The sequence below is a fragment of the Candidatus Paralachnospira sp. LCP21S3_A2 genome, assembly GCF_052118925.1.
Classification (GTDB): Bacteria; Bacillota; Clostridia; order Lachnospirales; family Lachnospiraceae; genus Lientehia.
The window spans coordinates 63,123-80,338 of record NZ_JBQKGG010000005.1 but is presented as its reverse complement, the minus strand read 5'-3'; the positions used below and the strand labels follow the sequence as shown (position 1 = coordinate 80,338).

The window sequence follows — 17,216 nt, the reverse complement described above, 5'->3', positions numbered from 1 at the left end:
ATGGAACGGGGAATGATAAGCTGGTATTATAGTCTGTCATGGACGCTGGCGGTCCTGGCGCTTCTGGGACTTGTGACGGTGGGAATACTTGGGGTACGGATGAAGCTGTTTCGGAATCGAAGGATTTTACTGCGGGTGACCGTGTCTGTCATATCGCTGGCGGTCCTGTCCCTGGCGGTGGCCGTGTTATTTTTGATTCCCGGCTTTATTTCACTGGCAGAGGAGCCGTCCATTTCTGTTCAGTTTTATTCAAAAAGCGGGGAGACGGAAAACGGAACAACGGGCTTCGGAACATATGTGTTTTTCCGGGAAACGGCAGAGGCAGTCGTGACAGTTCGGGAAAAGAACCCGGATCCGGAAACGTTGAGAATACAGCTTAGCGATAAACGGGGATCGGAGCTTTTGCTTTCTTATGGGACAGGTGGCTGGAGAGGCCTGGAGGGGGCAGAAAAAGGAACTCTGGAGGCCGGAGAATGGACGGAGGAGGCACCTGGAGTTTATACGGTGCGGCTGCGCTTTTTACAGGAGGGAAGCTGGCGGCTGGAAATGATCGCCTGCGATGACCTGGCCGGGAACCGGGCCGTTTGGGACCAGCAGTGCAGCGTGGTGATCGACCGGCAGGCTCCGAAGCTTCTTCTGGAACGGGAGCAGCAGGAGAAGATCCGTCATGCGGATTATTATAATCAGACCGCAGAGCTGTGGTGCTATATGGAGGAGGAATATTTCAGACAGGGAGAACCTCCGGTGATTGAGATCCGGAAAAACGGCGCTTTTTCGGAACCGGAAAACGTTTTCTGGGAGCCTGCAGCGGAACGGGGGCTTTTCTGGTATAAATGCAGGCTTCGATTTTCGGAAGAGGGGATATATGAGGTAAAGATTTCTTATACAGATCCGGCAGGAAATCCGATTGCACCGGAAGCAAAGACGGAGGACCGGTTTACCGTGGATCTGACGCCGCCGGATCAGGGTGTGGCAGAGGCACTGGGACACCAGTGGACAGGCTTTTGGGATCAAATGGGCTTCGGATTGCTTTCCGGTACACGGGTGCCTGTACGTTTGTCTGGTTCTGACAGCTTATCTCTGGTGGAACCGATTCAGTATTACTGCTCTGGAAAAGGTCTTTCCAGAGCAGAGCTGGATGCACTTCCGGAGAAAGCATGGACAGCCGGAGACAGCCTGTTTCTGGAAACCGGGACGAAAACCATAGTTTACGGAAAGGTAACGAATTATGCAGGATTGTGGAGTTACTTTTCCAGTGAGGGGATTCTGGTGGAGTCGCTGGGGCCGGAGATATTCGTGGAATTGGAGGGAGAAGCCGGAGTTCTGGAGCCTTGTTATCGAAGCAGCGTTAAAGCAGTGATTGGAATTCAGGATCGGGGAGAAGGAGAAGCACTGGCCGGCCTGCGGGCAGCAGGATATCGTCTGTACGGAAATGGCGGGCAGGAATTGGAACAGGGGAGTTTTTCGGAGGCATTTGCCGGAGCAGAATCCTTTCAGACGGTATTGGAATTTCCTCTTTCCCGCTATGAGGAGCAGGAATTGGAGCTGGTTGTCTGGGCGGAGGATCAGGCGGGAAACCGCAGCGAAGAACAGACAAGGTTTCTTCTGGATTCCAGACCGCCGGAGCTTTTGCTGGAATTTAATCAGGCGGAACCGAAAAATGAAAAGTATTATGCGGCGGAACGGACGGCTGTCCTGACAGTAAGGGAACCGTTTTTCTCGGAAAAACTGATCTCTTTGTCCATTACCAATACAGAGGGGGAAGGACCGCAGGTCGGAGCCTGGAGTCATGACGGGGAAGTACACCGTCTGACCATGGTATTTTCCGCGGATGGGGAATATGCGGTTTCCGTTCACGGAGCAGATCTGGCCGGAAACGAAGCAGAAGTGTCGGCAGAGCCCTTTGTCATTGACCAGACACCGCCGGAGCTTACGGTGGAGTTTGCAGATGGCGGAAATGGCGGGGAACAGGCACAGAAAGGCTTTTTTGCATCGGCTCGAAAAGCGATGGTAGCGGTACAGGAAAAAAACTTTTCTGAAGAACTGTTTTTGGCGGAGGACAGCGAAAATCCGATATTTCAGTCTTCCGGACCAATGCATCTGGCAGAAACCATATATGAAGAAAACCGGATGTATCATATTCGGTTTTCCTGTACGGATCTGGCCGGAAATGAGACGGTCTGGGAAGCTCCGCTGTTTACGGTTGACACAGAAGCACCTCGGCTTACGGTGGACGGTCTGGCGGACCGGTCCGCCAACCGCGGAACGGTGGAGGCCGGGCTTTCGGCGAAGGATCAGAATCTGCGGAAAGAAACGGTTCAGACCTCATTACTTCGATTTCGAAATGGTGTCTGGAAGGATACGGGGGCGGAAATGGAGAACGGAGACAAACCAGAAAACGAAGTGAAAACAGAAGCAAGTCTGGAAACAGACTTGAAAAGCGGGAATGAGCAGGAAATTTTACAGGTCTGGCGGCTGCTCTCATCAAAAAACTTTCCGGAAACGGAGGAAACAGACGGATTTTACCGGCTGACGGTTTCTGCCATGGATCGTGCCGGAAACCGGGCGGAGCGTAACGTAACATTTTCCGTAAATCGTTTCGGATCGGTCTATCTGCCGGAGACAGAAACGGCAGTCTGGCTTTATCCGGAGGACGGAAGCTATCCGTATCTTTCGAAAGAACGGGAGGTTACAGTTCTGGAATATAATGTGGATGAGGTGGAGGAGTACCGGGTGGCGGTAAGCCGGGATGGTGTACTGGAGGAACTGAAGGATCAGGAGGATTATCTCCGGGAGGAGCTTACGAAGACAGGAGGAGCAGAGGAGACGATGGAAGACTGGAAATGTTACCGGATCCGGATTCTGAGCCATGTGTTTGCTTTGGAGGGCGATTATGAGATCTTTCTTTATTCGGGAGACCGGGCCGGGAATCAAATGGGGAATACAACGCCGAAGACGTGGAAAAGAAGCGCCCGTTTTTCGTTTGCTGTGGATAAAACACCGCCGTCGGTGATTCTCACTGGCGCGAAGGATGGCGGACGCTATCGGGAGCGGGAGAAAAAGCTGCGCCTGTCTGCCTGGGACAATATGGAGCTGGCCGGGATTCGGATCCGGATCGGCGAGGAGGAACAATGTCTGGAGGATGGGGCGCTCCAGAAGCTGATCCGGGAGAACAACGGACAGACCGAGATCACGGTTCAGGCGAAGGATGACTGGCAGACGGTTCAGGTCTGGGTATGGGACCGGGCAGGGAACGGAAAGCCGGAGGCGGACAAAGGCACAGGAACAAACGGAGAAGCAGGGGAGGAGGCAGGAGAAGAGCCGGAGACGGAAACAGGTGCATACCGGCGGCTCAGACTTCTGGTGACACCGAACGGACTGGTACTGCTGTTCCGGTCTCCGTACCGAGGCATGGCAGTGCTGGCAGTGCTGACAGTCTTGACCGGGGCAGGCTGGTATAGATACCGGAGGATAACAAAACATACGGAGGGATAGAAAAAAGAAAGGAAGTGTGTTAAAATAAAAAACAAATGAGCCTGCGGGCCTGAAAGATAAAGATAGGGAGGAAACGAATGAATTATTTAATCGGAATTGATCTTGGAACCTCTGCAACGAAGACAGTCCTGTTTGATGAAAACGGAACAGTGATCGCTTCCGCATCAAGGGAATATCCCATGTATCAGCCTCAGAACGGCTGGGCAGAGCAGAAGCCGGAAGACTGGAGAGAGGCTGCGCTGGAAACCATCACCAGAGTGGTGAAGGAATCCGGTGTTGATAAGGATGAGATCAAGGGAATCGGTATTTCCGGCCAGATGCACGGCCTTGTGATGTTAGATGAAAACAACGAAGTGATCCGTCCTTCAATCATCTGGTGTGATCAGAGAACCGCAAAGGAATGTGAGGAAATTACAGAAAAGGTCGGAAAAGAGCGTCTGATTGAGATTACAGCGAACCCGGCGCTGACCGGTTTTACGGCCTCCAAGATTCTCTGGGTGAGAAATCATGAGCCGGAAAACTATGCGAAGTGCCGTCATATCCTGCTGCCCAAGGATTATGTACGTCTGATCCTGACGGGAGAGTATGCAACCGAGGTGTCTGATGCGTCCGGTATGCAGCTTCTGGATGTGCCGAACCGCTGCTGGTCCGACGAGGTGCTGGAAAAGCTGGATATTGATAAGCGTATGCTGGCAAAGGTTTATGAGTCCCCGGAGGTGACCGGAACGATTCTGCCTGAGATCGCGGCAGTGACCGGACTTTCCGAAAAAACGGTGGTAGTCGGAGGTGCCGGAGATAATGCGGCGGCAGCGGTAGGAACCGGTGTTGTGAAAGACGGACGTGCCTTTACGACCATCGGAACCAGCGGCGTTGTGTTTGCCCACAGCAAAAATGTCACCATTGATCCCAAGGGAAGAGTTCATACCTTCTGCTGCGCGGTGCCCGGCTGTTGGCATGTTATGGGCGTTACCCAGGGGGCAGGCCTTTCTCTTCAGTGGTTCCGCAATAATTTCTGCCAGGACTACATGGAAAAGGCAAAAGAAGAGGGCTGTGACGCCTACGATTATATCAACCGCGATGTGGAGAGCGTATCGCTGGGAGCAGATCGTCTGATCTATCTGCCGTATCTGATGGGAGAGCGGACTCCGCATCTGGATCCGGACTGCAGAGGTGTGTTCTTTGGCCTTTCCGCGATCCATACCAGAAAGCATATGCTTCGTGCCGTGATGGAGGGTGTATCCTATTCCATGAAGGACTGCAATGACATTCTGAAAGAAATGGGCGTGGAGGTTGATGACATGATGGCCTGCGGAGGCGGCGGAAGAAGTGCCGTGTGGCGCCAGATGCTTGCAGATATGTATGGCTGTACCGTAAAGACCGTTGCGGCGAAGGAGGGTCCGGCTCTTGGCGTGGCAATCCTGGCCGGTGTGGGCGCCGGAATCTATGACAGCGTAGAGGCTGCCTGCGAGAAGATGATCCATACGGACAAGTCCTGTGATCCCATTCCGGAGCATACCGCAAAGTATGAGGAATATCATAAGATCTATAAGAACCTTTACACCTGCCTGAAGGATCAGTACAAGGAACTGGCAAAGCTGTAATTGTCGGATGGATGATTAAAAAGAATCCTGCCTGCAGGATTCTCTGCTGAAATAAAAAGGGGATTCCCGTTTGCGGGAATCCCCAAATGATAAACGTTCGTATACAATTCTAATTTTCTAACAGTTTATGATACTGCTCGGCGGCCTGCTTCATGACCGAGGGGCCGGGAGCACCGATGGTCGTCCGTTTTTCTACACAGGTCTTTAAGCTGATCGCGTCATAAATATCAGATTCAAATACGGGGCTGATGGCCTTGTATTCTTCCAGAGTCATATCATCCAGAGAAATTCCCTTATCCAGGCAGAACAGAACCAGCTGACCGACGATTCCATGAGCATCACGGAACGGAACCCCATGGTTTACCAGGTAATCTGCGGCATCGGTGGCGTTGGTAAAGCCGTTCATGGCACTCTTTTTCATAATATCCTTATGGAAGCGCATGGTATCGATCATGCCGGTGAACAGGGCGATGCAGCCCTTTGTGGTATCGATGGAGTCAAATACCATTTCCTTGTCCTCCTGCATATCTTTATTGTATGCCAGCGGGATGCCCTTCATGGTTGTCAGGATTGAGGTCAGAGCGCCGTAGACACGGCCGGTCTTTCCGCGGACCAGCTCGGCAATATCCGGATTCTTTTTCTGAGGCATAATAGAACTTCCGGTGCTGTAAGCATCGTCCAGTTCTACAAACTGGTACTCGTTGGAGTTCCAGAGAATGATCTCTTCTGAGAAACGGCTCAGATGCATCATGATGGTTGCCATGGCACTGCAGAGCTCGATCAGATAGTCACGGTCGGAAACAGAATCCATACTGTTTCTGGTTGCACAGTCAAAATCCAGAAGAGATGCGGTATATTCCCGATCCAGAGGATAGGTAGTTCCGGCGAGTGCACCGGCGCCAAGCGGACAGGTATTCATGCGCTTGCGGATATCTGCCAGACGGCTCCGGTCACGGAGAAACATTTCAAAGTAAGCACCAAAGTGGTGAGCGACGGTGACAGGCTGAGCCTTCTGTAAATGGGTGAATCCAGGCATATAAGTTTCCAGATTTTCATCAATGATCCGCAGGATCGTGGTAAGCAGATCCTTTAAGAGTGCATCCAGCTCGCCGATTTCGTCCCGGATATAAAGCTTCATGTCCAGAGCAACCTGATCGTTTCGGCTTCTGCCGGTATGCAGCTTCTTTCCCACATCGCCGACCCGCTCGATCAGTGTGGCTTCCACAAAGCTGTGGATATCTTCCGCGGTGGGATCAATCTCCAGCCGTCCGGCTTCCACATCAGCCAGGATTCCTTCCAGGCCGTTTCGGATCTCCGTCATTTCCGCTTCTGTTAAAATTCCCTGTTTTGCCAGCATGGTTACATGGGCGATGCTGCCGCGGATGTCCTGCTTATAAAATCTCTGGTCAAAAGAGATCGAAGCGTTAAAATGGTCTACCAGTGCGTTTTCTTCTTTTGTGAAGCGTCCTCCCCATAATTTCATGATTCCTGTTCCTCACTTTCTGCTGTTTCATTTATCTGAGTTTCTGTTTTATCTGTAATGGTTTCAGAAGGCTGTTCCGTGGTGATAACATTGTTTGTGTTTGTGGACTGCGTTTCCGAATCAGGCTGTTTATTAGAAGTCGATTCAGAGCCGGAGCCGTCAGAGGCTGTGCTTTTACCGGGGATTTCCGGCTGCTTTATCAGTACCCGCTTTGTTCCCCGGAGGGCCGCCCGCCGTTCTGCTTCTGCCGAGCGCTGATTTTCAGACAGTTCCTGATCCTGCGCAGAGAGCGCCAGCTGATGCTTGTGGTAAGCCCTTGTGCTCAGGACCAGAAGGATCAGAAGAATCAGGGAAACCACAGAAATCAGGATTCCAAGTCCCATGCCATCGGGGCAGTAGGTCAGTTCCACGGAATGAGAGCCGGCGCTTACAGGGATTGCAAGCATGGTGTCTGCAATGGTCTGCGGCTCCACTTCGATGCCGTCTACCTTGACAGTCCAGCCGGTCTCATAGGGAATGGAGGTGTATAACAGACCGCTTTCGGAGGCGGTTACCCGTCCGGTTACAGTGGTGTCGGAATAGCTGTCTACGGTGAACGGTTCACTGCCCAGGTTTTTGATACAGGTCTGTAATGCATCCAGATCCAGCCGGTAAACATTGGCAGTGAAGTTTTCCTCCGACTGTTCAGTGGTCAGGGTGATGGAAGAACCGGCCTCATAGTATCCGAGATCCAGCAGATATCCGCGGTTTACATTGGAAAAGCTTTTGGTATTGCCGGCAGAGGATACGGACACATCCTTGATCGAGGTGTTTGTTACATCCACATAATAGAAGCCGTTCCCGGAGATACTGATGGTATATTTCCCCGTGGAGGAGGCTCCGTCCCCGGTAAGCATCAGAATATCATCGGCGCCCGCTGCCTGTGCCAGAGAATTCTGGTTATCCACCGGATTCAGCAGCTTATAATCCCAGAGGCTTTCAAAATCAGAGGAAACCATGAAACCGATGGGCAGGGAATACCTGTTTTCATAGAGCGTTACCTCTCCGTCAGTCATCTTTTCCGTGTAAAGCCCGCTGGCAAGAGGCGTGGTGGACAAGGTGTATTTTACACCAAGGATCGCAGAGGTCAGCGGAGTAGCACCGGAAAAACTGTAGGCATTGGTATTTCCCTCCAGTCCCAGAGCCTTATACAGATCACTTAAATGCGCATTGGCGGTGGAGGAAAAGAGGGAAGCAGACCGGTAACCGGCCAGTGCAGCGTCGTTCTTTGTTTTTCGGCTGACCTTTTCCATTCGGAACAAGGAAGCATCTTCTTTGTCGATTGCTTCAGAGAGCCGGCGGAAGGAATCCTGATTTTCCAGGTAAGCAGTACGGTTTACTGTTGAAACACTGGTGACAGCCGTATCCATGCTGGCTTCCACAGCTACCAGGGTAAAGGCAAGGATCGCCAGGGTGGGGGCCCAGGCTTTTCGGTTTTTATGATAATACAGAAGCAGGGCGTAAAGACCAACGAGAGCCAGAGTCACATAATAGACCTTGAAGTCAAAGGTATCCACCGTGATGATGGCTTCACAGAGGAAAATAAAGATCACAACGCCCCAGAAGCTTCCCGTAAGCTGTGCCGCAGTGTTGGCGCGGATATGCCGGTATCCCTCATAACACATGGTAAGCAGAAGAATGATATAAAGGAATGACTGGCGGGCCGGAAGACTGTTGGGAAAATGGAATCCATGCCAGATAAAGTTCGGAATGTTCAGGGAAAATCCGAGAAGCATAACGAACAGCAGGATCCCCTTCACGATCTTTTCCCGTTTGGGGATTTCCCTGTTCATCATATAGAGCGGAAACAGCAGAAGAACTGCCACGCCGCAGTAGATGTTGGGCCAGTGATCCAGCCCGGTCTCTGTTTCCACATTGACAAAGTGACGCGCCAGCATTTCAAAACAGGAGAAATAGGAAGTAAGCGTCTTGGGGATACTTACGTCGCCGGAGGCTGTCAGCTTCAGGGCGAACAGAACCGGAATCAGCAGGAATGCGGCGAGACCGCCGGATAACAGCGAATAGATGGCAAAGTTAACACATTTCTTAAAGAAACCGCTGTGATCCCGCTCCATGACCATCAGTGCGATAAAATAAATCACCATGAAAATACACATCATAATGGAAATGTAATAGTTGGTGATAATGGAAAGAGCCAGGGACAGGCAGTAAAGCAGACATTTATCTTCCTTGACAAGCTGTTCCAGACCCAGCATGACGATGGGAGCCAGGATCAGGCAGTCCAGCCACATGATATTCCAGCTGTAAGCTGCCATATAGGCAGACAGGGCATAAAAGATGGCAAAGAACGCGATCCCGAGATCTCTTGTCTTGAAGCGTCGGCTCAAATACCAGGAAAATGCCAGTCCGGAAAGGCCGATCTTTATGACGATCAGGTAAGTCATAAACTCGATCAGCAGGCTCTGGGGAACCAGAAATACCAGCCAGTTTACCGGACTTGCCAGATAGTAGGCATAGAGCGGAGCAAAGTTGGACCCCATTCCGATGTTCCAGGAATAGAGCAGGGAGCCTCCATGCTTCAGCTTCTCCATGAATTCATTCATGAACGGTGCATACTGGTGGTACATATCCGTCCGGAGAAAGCTGTTGTCGCCGAAGGGAAAGATCCCCCGCTGGACAAAGATCCCGATCATAATAAGGACCGGGATAAAAAAGGAAAGGAGAAAGGGAGCTTTCTCCAGGAGTGTTGTTTTTTTACGGGTGCGAAGCTGTTTCATAAAAAATCATTTCCCTTTCTTTTCGGACTCGTGCAGATCAAGATTGGTCTGTTTTACAATGTAGATGGGACGATCCTTGGCTTCCATGTAAATATGGGCGATGTATTCGCCGAGGATTCCAATGGAAAGCTCAATAATTCCGCCGAGGAACAGAACGGCACATAAGGTCGTGACATAGCCCGGAACATCAATTCCAAAGATCAGTGTCTGGATCAATGTGATCAGAATATAGATAAATGCCACGATGGAGATCACGAAACCGACGCCAGAAACCAGGCGCAGCGGAGCGATGGAAAAGGAGGTGATTCCGTCTATGGCGTATTTGAACAGTCCGCGGAAGCTCCATTTGGTGGTGCCCATGGTCCGTTCCACATTTTCGTAGGGATACCACTTCGTATCGAAGCCGACCCAGGCGAAGATCCCCTTGGAAAACCGTTCCACTTCCGAAAGCTTTAAAATGGAATCGACCATCTGGCGTGTCATGATCCGGAAATCTACCGCAGCCTGCGGCATTTTTACATCGGTCATGTGGTTGCTCAGCCTGTAAAACAGGTTGGAAAAGGCACTTCGGATTTTTGATTCCCCGGCGCGGGTGGTACGTCTTGCGGCAGCACAGTCATACCCCTCTTCGATCCCCTTCATCATTTCCGGGATCATTGCAGGCGGGTGCTGGAGATCAGCATCCATGACAATGACCAGATCGCCGGTGGTATGAGAAAGCCCGGCATACATGGCTGCTTCTTTTCCAAAGTTTCTGGAAAAGGAAATATAACGGACGTTGTCATGGGCGGCCGCCAGCTCTTTCATCTTAGTGAGCGTGGAATCGCGGCTTCCATCATCAACCAATATATAAGTAAACGAATAGCCTGCCATGGCGGAAACGATGCCGTCCGTCACCTGGTAAAAGGTTTCAAGTACTTCTTCCTCGTTATAGCAGGGCACAACAATATCAACGGTTTTCATATAAAGGCCTCATTCTTAAACAGATTCTTCCGCCGGGACCGGCGGCTTTTGTACCATCAGTTTCTGAACCGACACTAACCTCTATTGTAGTATACCCATCTCTAAAAGTAAATGAAGAAAAATTGAAAATTTTATGTATAAAAAACGGAAGAAACGAATACACATAATATTAGCCTGAATGAGCGGATATCTTTGTTCTGCAGGAACGTGGAACAGATATTCCTGAGCAGTCAGAAAGACGAAGCAGTGTGAAAGGAGAAATACGAATGTCAGAGAAAATTATGGAAAACAACAAGGTTACGGTGATCGGAGAGATCATTTCCGGTTTTACGTTCAGTCATGAGGTTTTTGGGGAGGGATTTTACCTGACAGAAATCTCCATCAGCCGTCTCAGTGAGCAGGTCGATGTGATCCCGCTTTTAATATCTGAGCGGCTTCTGGATGTGACCGGTGATTATACCGGGATGCTGGTGGAGGCTTCCGGGCAGTTCCGGTCCTATAACCGCCATGAAGGAACAAAAAACCGCCTGATCCTGTCGGTGTTTGTGCGGGAGATCGCATTTCTGGAGGAATTTCATGACTGTACGAAAACCAATCAGATCTTCCTGGACGGATACATATGCAAGGCTCCGGTCTATCGGAAGACACCGCTGGGAAGGGAGATTGCCGATCTTTTGGTGGCGGTGAACCGGCCCTACGGAAAATCGGATTACATTCCATGCATCGCCTGGGGCAGAAATGCCCGTTATGCGTCCGGCTTTGAAGTCGGCAGCAGGATCTGTGTCTGGGGCAGGGTCCAGAGCCGTGAATACGTAAAGCGGATCGGGGAAAATGAGAGTGAAAAACGGACTGCTTATGAGGTGTCGGTCAGCAAACTGGAATGGGTTGAATAGCAAAGGAAAATACGGGGGGAATAGAGTTGCATTCTAAGAAGAACGGTGGTAAAATGTAGGGAAATATGACAGTACGACCTGGAGGAAAGTATGAAAAAAGGAATGATTCAGGTGCTTTGCGGAGAAGGAAGCGGAAAAAGTGCCTGTGCCATAGGCCTGGCTGTAAAAGCTGCGGGGAGGAACCAGAATATTGTGATCATTCAGTTCCTGAAGGGCCGAAGCGAAGAAAATGAGATAAGCAGACGGCTGGAGCCGGAGATCAAGGTGTTTTCTTTTGAAAAACTGGATCGTCCTTATGCAGAGCTGTCCAAGGAGGAACAATCCGAGGAGGCAGCCAATATGCGGAACGGTGTGAATTTCGCAAAAAAGGTGCTTTCTACAAGAGATTGTGATGTCCTGATCCTGGATGAGATCCTGGGCCTGGTGGATCATGGGATCATCGAAAGCGAGGATATTGCAAAGCTTCTGGAGGCACGGGATGAGGATGTAGATATTATTATGACAGGAATCGTATTCCCGGAGGAATTGTATCCATTAGTGGACCGGGTCACAAGAATTGACTCCGTGGATATGAAAGAAGGATAGATTTTTCAGATCCCCGGTTGACAAGGCCGGTTAATGATGTTATGATGACCAAAGTAACAAATTGAATAACTAAATGTAGAGGTTGCGTTTTTTATCAGTAGAACGGCGGACATGTCAGGCATGAAAGAAACCGGAGGAAAGGAAAAAACGCCGAAGGAACCGATAACCTGAATAGAAGTTCCTGGGCATATGGTGAAGAACTATATGACTGTCATCCGACGGATGGAGCGCTACTTAAAAGTTTCCGGCATATATGTTTATGCTGCTGTTGAAATTGAAAGGGCTGACCATTCGGTCAGCTCTATTTTGTTATAGGAAATGATACCAGAGGCAAACGCTGGAACATTTGACGCGGGTCGTGAGGATCGCGGGAGCACATCGTGCGGAGCAATCCGGTATCAGAATCCATTGATATAACAGGAACGCTCCGCGGGGATCGCACTGCAGCGGAACAAAAGATCTGACACAGCAGGCGCTCAAGAAAATGAAAAATAAGGAGGAAAAGGAAATGGCAGTATTTAAAGGTGCAGGCGTAGCAATTGTAACACCCTTTTTTGCGGATGGAAGCGTAAATTATGACAAGCTGACAGAAATCCTGGAGGAGCAGGTGGCGGCAGGAACGGATGCAGTCATCATCTGCGGAACCACAGGCGAGGCTTCCACGCTGAGCCATGAAGAGCATCTGGATGTGATCGGTCACGCGGTCAAGGTTGTAAACAAGAGAATTCCGGTCATTGCAGGAACCGGTTCCAACAGTACCGAAACTGCGGTCTATCTGTCCGTTGAGGCAGAAAAGCTTGGCGCAGACGCGCTGCTTCAGGTAACTCCTTACTATAACAAGGCAACGCAGAAAGGTCTGATTAATCATTTCACTGCTGTTGCAGAGGCAGTGAACCTGCCGATCATTCTTTATAACGTACCCGGTCGTACCGGCTGTAATATCCAGCCGGAAACAGCCGTATATCTGGCAAAGAATGTTCCCAACATCATAGGAATTAAGGAGGCCAGCGGAAACATTTCCCAGATCGCGAAGCTGGCACAGCTGGCAGACGGATGTATGGACATCTACTCCGGAAATGATGATCAGGTGGTACCGATCCTGGCGCTGGGAGGAATCGGCGTGATCTCTGTATTATCCAATGTGGCACCGAAGGAAACCCATGATATGGTTATGAGCTTCCTGGATGGAAATGTGGCAGAAAGCCGCCAGATTCAGCTTCGGGCGCTTCCGCTGATCGATGCGCTGTTTTGCGAAGTAAATCCGATCCCGGTAAAAACTGCCATGAATTTGCTTGGTAAGGGCTGCGGACCGCTTCGTGGACCGTTATCTCCCATGGAGCCGGCACATGAAGAAGTATTAAAGAAAGCAATGGTTGATTTTGGATTGACACTGGCATAAATACAGCGTATAGAAAAAGAGGGAAAAAAGATGGTAAAAGCGATTATGCATGGCTGCAACGGTCATATGGGCCAGGTGATCACCGGGCTGGCAGCTGCAGATGAAGGAATCGAGATTGTGGCGGGAATTGATCTTTCCGACCATATCCAGAATACATATCCGGTATTTAAGTCACTGGATGAGTGTACAGTTTCTGCCGATGTGATCATTGATTTCTGTTCGGCAAAAGCAATCGACGGATTATTATCCTACAGCGTGAGAACAAAGACACCGGTTGTGATTTGTACCACAGGACTTTCTGAGGAGCAATTAGAACAGGTGAAAGAGGCGTCTGCATCTGTGGCAGTTCTGAAATCTGCCAATATGTCTCTGGGAATCAATATGCTTCTGAAGCTTTTGAAGGAAGCGGCGCAGACACTGGCACCGGCCGGCTTTGACATTGAGATCGTGGAGAAGCATCACAATCAGAAGCTGGATGCTCCAAGTGGTACTGCATTAGCACTGGCTGATTCCATCAATGAAGCGATGGATCATCGATATACCTACAAATATGATCGTTCTCAGGAGCGGGCAAAGCGTTCCGAAAACGAAATTGGAATCAGTGCAGTACGGGGCGGAAGCATTGTCGGCGAGCATGAAGTGATTTTTGCCGGAGCCGATGAGGTCATTGAGTTCAAGCATACAGCATATTCCAAAGGCATCTTTGCCAAGGGTGCAATTGAAGCTGCGAAGTTCCTTGCAGGAAAACCGGCCGGTTTTTATGACATGAGTGATGTGATCGGGTAGGTGTGAAGGAGAAGCTTCCTTAATAAAATAGTAAATATAATAATGTCATGGCAGGAGCTTTTCAGCAGGTCACCGGAAGGAATGACGATGCGGGAAAGCTCCTTTATTTCTGGAAAAGGCTTGGTTTCCTATCGAAAAATGTCCGGGAAATCGTGATTTCTAGTGTTTTGTTCAATTTTGCGGTTGCGTTATCAATATCGTTATATTATAATTTGCTTTGGTAGTTGGCATGTGGACAGGCGTTGTTTTATGCACAGCCTTTAAAGAAAGGGTGGTTTCATGACAGAGCAGCCTTATGAGACATACAGGGATTCCGATCGGCTGCATGAAGAATGCGGTGTGTTCGGAATCTATGATTTTGACAGAAATAATGTGGCACCAACAATCTACTATGGACTTCTTGCATTACAGCATCGTGGGCAGGAAAGCTGTGGAATCGCTGTCAGCGACACAGAGGGACCGAAAGGCGTGGTCCGGCTTCGTAAAGGAATGGGATTGACCAATGAGGTCTTTACACCGGAGGTCCTGGAGGAATTGCAGTTTGGAGATATCGGCGTAGGCCATGTCAGATATTCGACTGCCGGATCCAGCACAAGAGAAAACGCACAGCCGCTGGTTCTGAATTATATCAAAGGAACCCTTGCACTGGCTCATAACGGCAATCTGGTTAATGCACCGGAGCTTCGGCGGGAGCTGGCCCATGATGGTGCGATTTTTCAGACGACGATCGACTCCGAGGTGATTGCCTATCATATTGCCCGGGCTAGGGTGAAGTCAAAGACCGTCGAGGAAGCAGTCGGAAAGGCCATGAAGAAGATCATCGGAGCCTATTCTCTGGTGCTTATGAGTCCGAGAAAGCTGATCGGAGCCAGAGATCCCTTTGGCTTCAAGCCACTGTGCATCGGAAAACGGGATAATGCTTATATTCTGGCTTCCGAAACCTGTGCTCTTGATACCGTAGGAGCGGAGTTTGTGCGGGATGTAAAACCGGGAGAGATCGTTACAATCACAAAGGGCGAGATTTACTCGGATACCAGTCTCTGTCTGCCGCCTGAAAAAGAAGCAAGATGTATTTTTGAATATATTTATTTTGCAAGACCGGATACGAAGATTGACGGAGTCAGCGTGTATCATGCAAGGCTTGCCGCAGGCCGGTTTCTGGCAAAGGATCATCCGGTCGAGGCAGATCTGGTCGTGGGAGTTCCCGAATCCGGAAATGCCGCGGCTCAGGGATATGCCCTGGAATCCGGGATTCCTTATGGAACCGCATTTGTGAAGAACGGTTATGTGGGCCGTACCTTTATCAAGCCCAAGCAGAAGAGCCGGGAATCCAGTGTACAGGTCAAGTTAAATGTATTAAAGGAATCCGTTGACGGAAAGCGGATCATCATGGTCGATGATTCAATTGTCCGGGGAACCACCTGCGGACGGATCGTCCGGATGCTTCGGGAGGCCGGGGCAAAAGAGGTTCATGTACGGATCTCAGCACCGCCGTTTTTACATCCCTGTTACTTCGGAACGGATATTCCGTCCGAGGATCAGCTGATCGCCCACGGGCGGACCATAGATGAGATCCGGAAGGAGATCGGTGCAGACAGTCTCGGCTATCTGGAACTGGATCGGCTTTCTGAGATGGCAGAGGGGCTTCCCATCTGCACAGCATGCTTCAGTGGAAACTACCCCATCGAGCCTCCGACGGAGGACATCCGGGGAGAATATAACAGATGATGATGGGCATAATAGCCTGAGACTCCAAAGCCGAGGCGGCGGAGAACCATCAGAAAGGAAAAATTTATGTACGATAGATACCAGAGCCCGTTGTCGGAACGTTATGCCAGCAAGGAAATGCAGTATATTTTCTCGCCGGATAAGAAGTTCCGGACCTGGAGAAGATTGTGGATCGCGCTGGCAGAGACAGAGCATGAGCTGGGCCTGCCGATCACACAGGAACAGATTGATGAGTTAAAGGCCCATCAGGACGATATCAATTATGAGGTGGCAAAGAAGCGGGAAAAAGAAGTCCGCCACGATGTTATGTCCCATGTGTATGCCTATGGTGTACAGTGTCCTGGAGCAAAGGGAATCATCCATCTTGGTGCAACCTCCTGTTATGTGGGAGATAATACCGATATTATTATCATGACTGAGGCCTTGAAGCTGGTAAGAAAGAAGCTGATCAATGTTATTGACGAACTGGCAAGGTTTGCTGATAAATATAAGGCGCAGCCGACACTGGCGTTTACTCATTTTCAGCCTGCACAGCCGACGACCGTTGGCAAGCGTGCCACGCTCTGGCTTCAGGATCTGACTCTGGATCTTCAGGATGTGGACTATGTGCTGAGTACCATGAAGCTTCTTGGCTCCAAGGGAACGACCGGAACACAGGCAAGCTTCCTGGAGCTGTTTGACGGCGACCAGGAAAAGGTAAAGCTGGTAGATAAGAAGATCGCGGAAAAGATGGGATTCTCCGGCTGTTATGCAGTATCCGGACAGACTTATTCCAGAAAAGTGGACAGCCGGGTATTGAACGTACTGGCTGGAATCGCTCAGAGTGCACATAAGTTCTCCAATGATATCCGCCTGCTTCAGCATCTGAAAGAGGTGGAGGAGCCATTTGAAAAGAGTCAGATCGGTTCTTCTGCGATGGCATATAAGAGAAATCCCATGCGGAGCGAGCGTATGGCATCTTTGGCAGATTATGTGATTTCTGATGCCATGAATCCGATGCTGGTGGCTTCGACCCAGTGGTTTGAGCGAACGCTGGATGACTCGGCAAACAAGCGTCTCAGCATTCCGGAGGGATTCCTGGCAATCGATGGAATCCTGGATCTGTATCTTAATGTGGTGGACGGACTGGTGGTATATCCCAAGGTTATCGAAAAGCACATGATGGCGGAGCTTCCGTTCATGGCAACGGAAAACATTATGATGGATGCCGTGAAAGCAGGTGGAGACCGCCAGGAGCTTCATGAGCGGATCCGTGAGCTTTCCATGGAAGCTGGAAAAAATGTCAAGGTCAACGGGCAGGATAACAACCTGCTGGAGCTGATTGCAGCAGATCCGGCATTCAATATGACGCTGGAGGAGCTTCAGAAGACCATGGAGCCGTCCCGCTATGTGGGAAGATCCAAAGAGCAGGTGGAGGAATTCCTTGCAGAAGTGATTGCCCCCATTCTGGAAGAAAATAAGGGAATCCTCGGTGTAAAAGCTGAGATCAATGTATAAACAGGAGGA

General features: G+C 50.2%; 11 protein-coding genes and 1 riboswitch. Of the genes, 8 read left to right on the top strand and 3 right to left on the bottom strand.

The annotated features are described in order from the left end of the window. Complete coding sequence (locus ACTQ3K_RS06015) at window positions 1-3,495, top strand: hypothetical protein (protein WP_441566330.1); 3,495 nt, start codon at window positions 1-3, stop codon at window positions 3,493-3,495. 77 nt (window positions 3,496-3,572) lie between these two features. Next, window positions 3,573-5,096 carry a xylulokinase gene (xylB, locus tag ACTQ3K_RS06010; protein ID WP_441566332.1) on the top strand — a complete coding sequence of 508 codons (1,524 nt, stop codon included), beginning with the start codon at window positions 3,573-3,575 and terminating at the stop codon, window positions 5,094-5,096. 109 nt (window positions 5,097-5,205) lie between these two features. Here xylB and argH read toward each other — a convergent pair whose 3' ends face one another. The 3 genes from argH to ACTQ3K_RS05995 are packed head-to-tail and all read right to left on the bottom strand — an operon-like array spanning window position 5,206 to window position 10,319. Further along, complete coding sequence (gene argH, locus ACTQ3K_RS06005; RefSeq protein ID WP_441566458.1) at window positions 5,206-6,582, bottom strand: argininosuccinate lyase; 1,377 nt, start codon at window positions 6,580-6,582, stop codon at window positions 5,206-5,208. Continuing rightward, complete coding sequence (locus ACTQ3K_RS06000; protein WP_441566334.1) at window positions 6,576-9,356, bottom strand: YfhO family protein; 2,781 nt, start codon at window positions 9,354-9,356, stop codon at window positions 6,576-6,578. Before ACTQ3K_RS06000 ends, argH begins: the two co-directional genes overlap by 7 nt. Window positions 9,357-9,362: 6 nt before the next feature. Continuing rightward, on the bottom strand, window positions 9,363-10,319 hold the full coding sequence (locus tag ACTQ3K_RS05995) for a glycosyltransferase family 2 protein (RefSeq protein WP_441566336.1): 957 nt from the start codon (window positions 10,317-10,319) through the stop codon (window positions 9,363-9,365). Window positions 10,320-10,585: 266 nt separating this feature from the next. Here ACTQ3K_RS05995 and ACTQ3K_RS05990 point away from each other — a divergent pair, with 266 nt between their 5' ends. From ACTQ3K_RS05990 to purB, 6 genes are all read left to right on the top strand, one after another. Then, a complete protein-coding gene (locus tag ACTQ3K_RS05990; RefSeq protein WP_441566338.1) occupies window positions 10,586-11,212 on the top strand; it encodes a single-stranded DNA-binding protein in 627 nt (208 codons plus the stop codon). Window positions 11,213-11,302: 90 nt separating this feature from the next. Continuing rightward, entirely contained in the window at window positions 11,303-11,797 is a 495-nt protein-coding gene (locus ACTQ3K_RS05985) for a cob(I)yrinic acid a,c-diamide adenosyltransferase (RefSeq protein ID WP_441566340.1), read from the top strand. A 68-nt stretch (window positions 11,798-11,865) separates the two neighbouring features. Further along, a riboswitch (Lysine riboswitch) is annotated at window positions 11,866-12,038 on the top strand. A gap of 267 nt (window positions 12,039-12,305) precedes the next feature. Beyond that, entirely contained in the window at window positions 12,306-13,196 is an 891-nt protein-coding gene (gene dapA, locus ACTQ3K_RS05980; RefSeq protein ID WP_441566342.1) for a 4-hydroxy-tetrahydrodipicolinate synthase, read from the top strand. Between the two features lie 30 nt (window positions 13,197-13,226). After that, window positions 13,227-13,982 carry a 4-hydroxy-tetrahydrodipicolinate reductase gene (dapB, locus tag ACTQ3K_RS05975; RefSeq protein ID WP_441566344.1) on the top strand — a complete coding sequence of 252 codons (756 nt, stop codon included), beginning with the start codon at window positions 13,227-13,229 and terminating at the stop codon, window positions 13,980-13,982. Between the two features lie 279 nt (window positions 13,983-14,261). Beyond that, on the top strand, window positions 14,262-15,710 hold the full coding sequence (gene purF, locus ACTQ3K_RS05970) for an amidophosphoribosyltransferase (protein WP_441566346.1): 1,449 nt from the start codon (window positions 14,262-14,264) through the stop codon (window positions 15,708-15,710). A gap of 66 nt (window positions 15,711-15,776) precedes the next feature. After that, window positions 15,777-17,207, top strand: coding sequence for an adenylosuccinate lyase (gene purB / locus ACTQ3K_RS05965; RefSeq protein ID WP_441566348.1), 1,431 nt, complete (start codon window positions 15,777-15,779; stop codon window positions 17,205-17,207). Window positions 17,208-17,216: the final 9 nt, after the last annotated feature.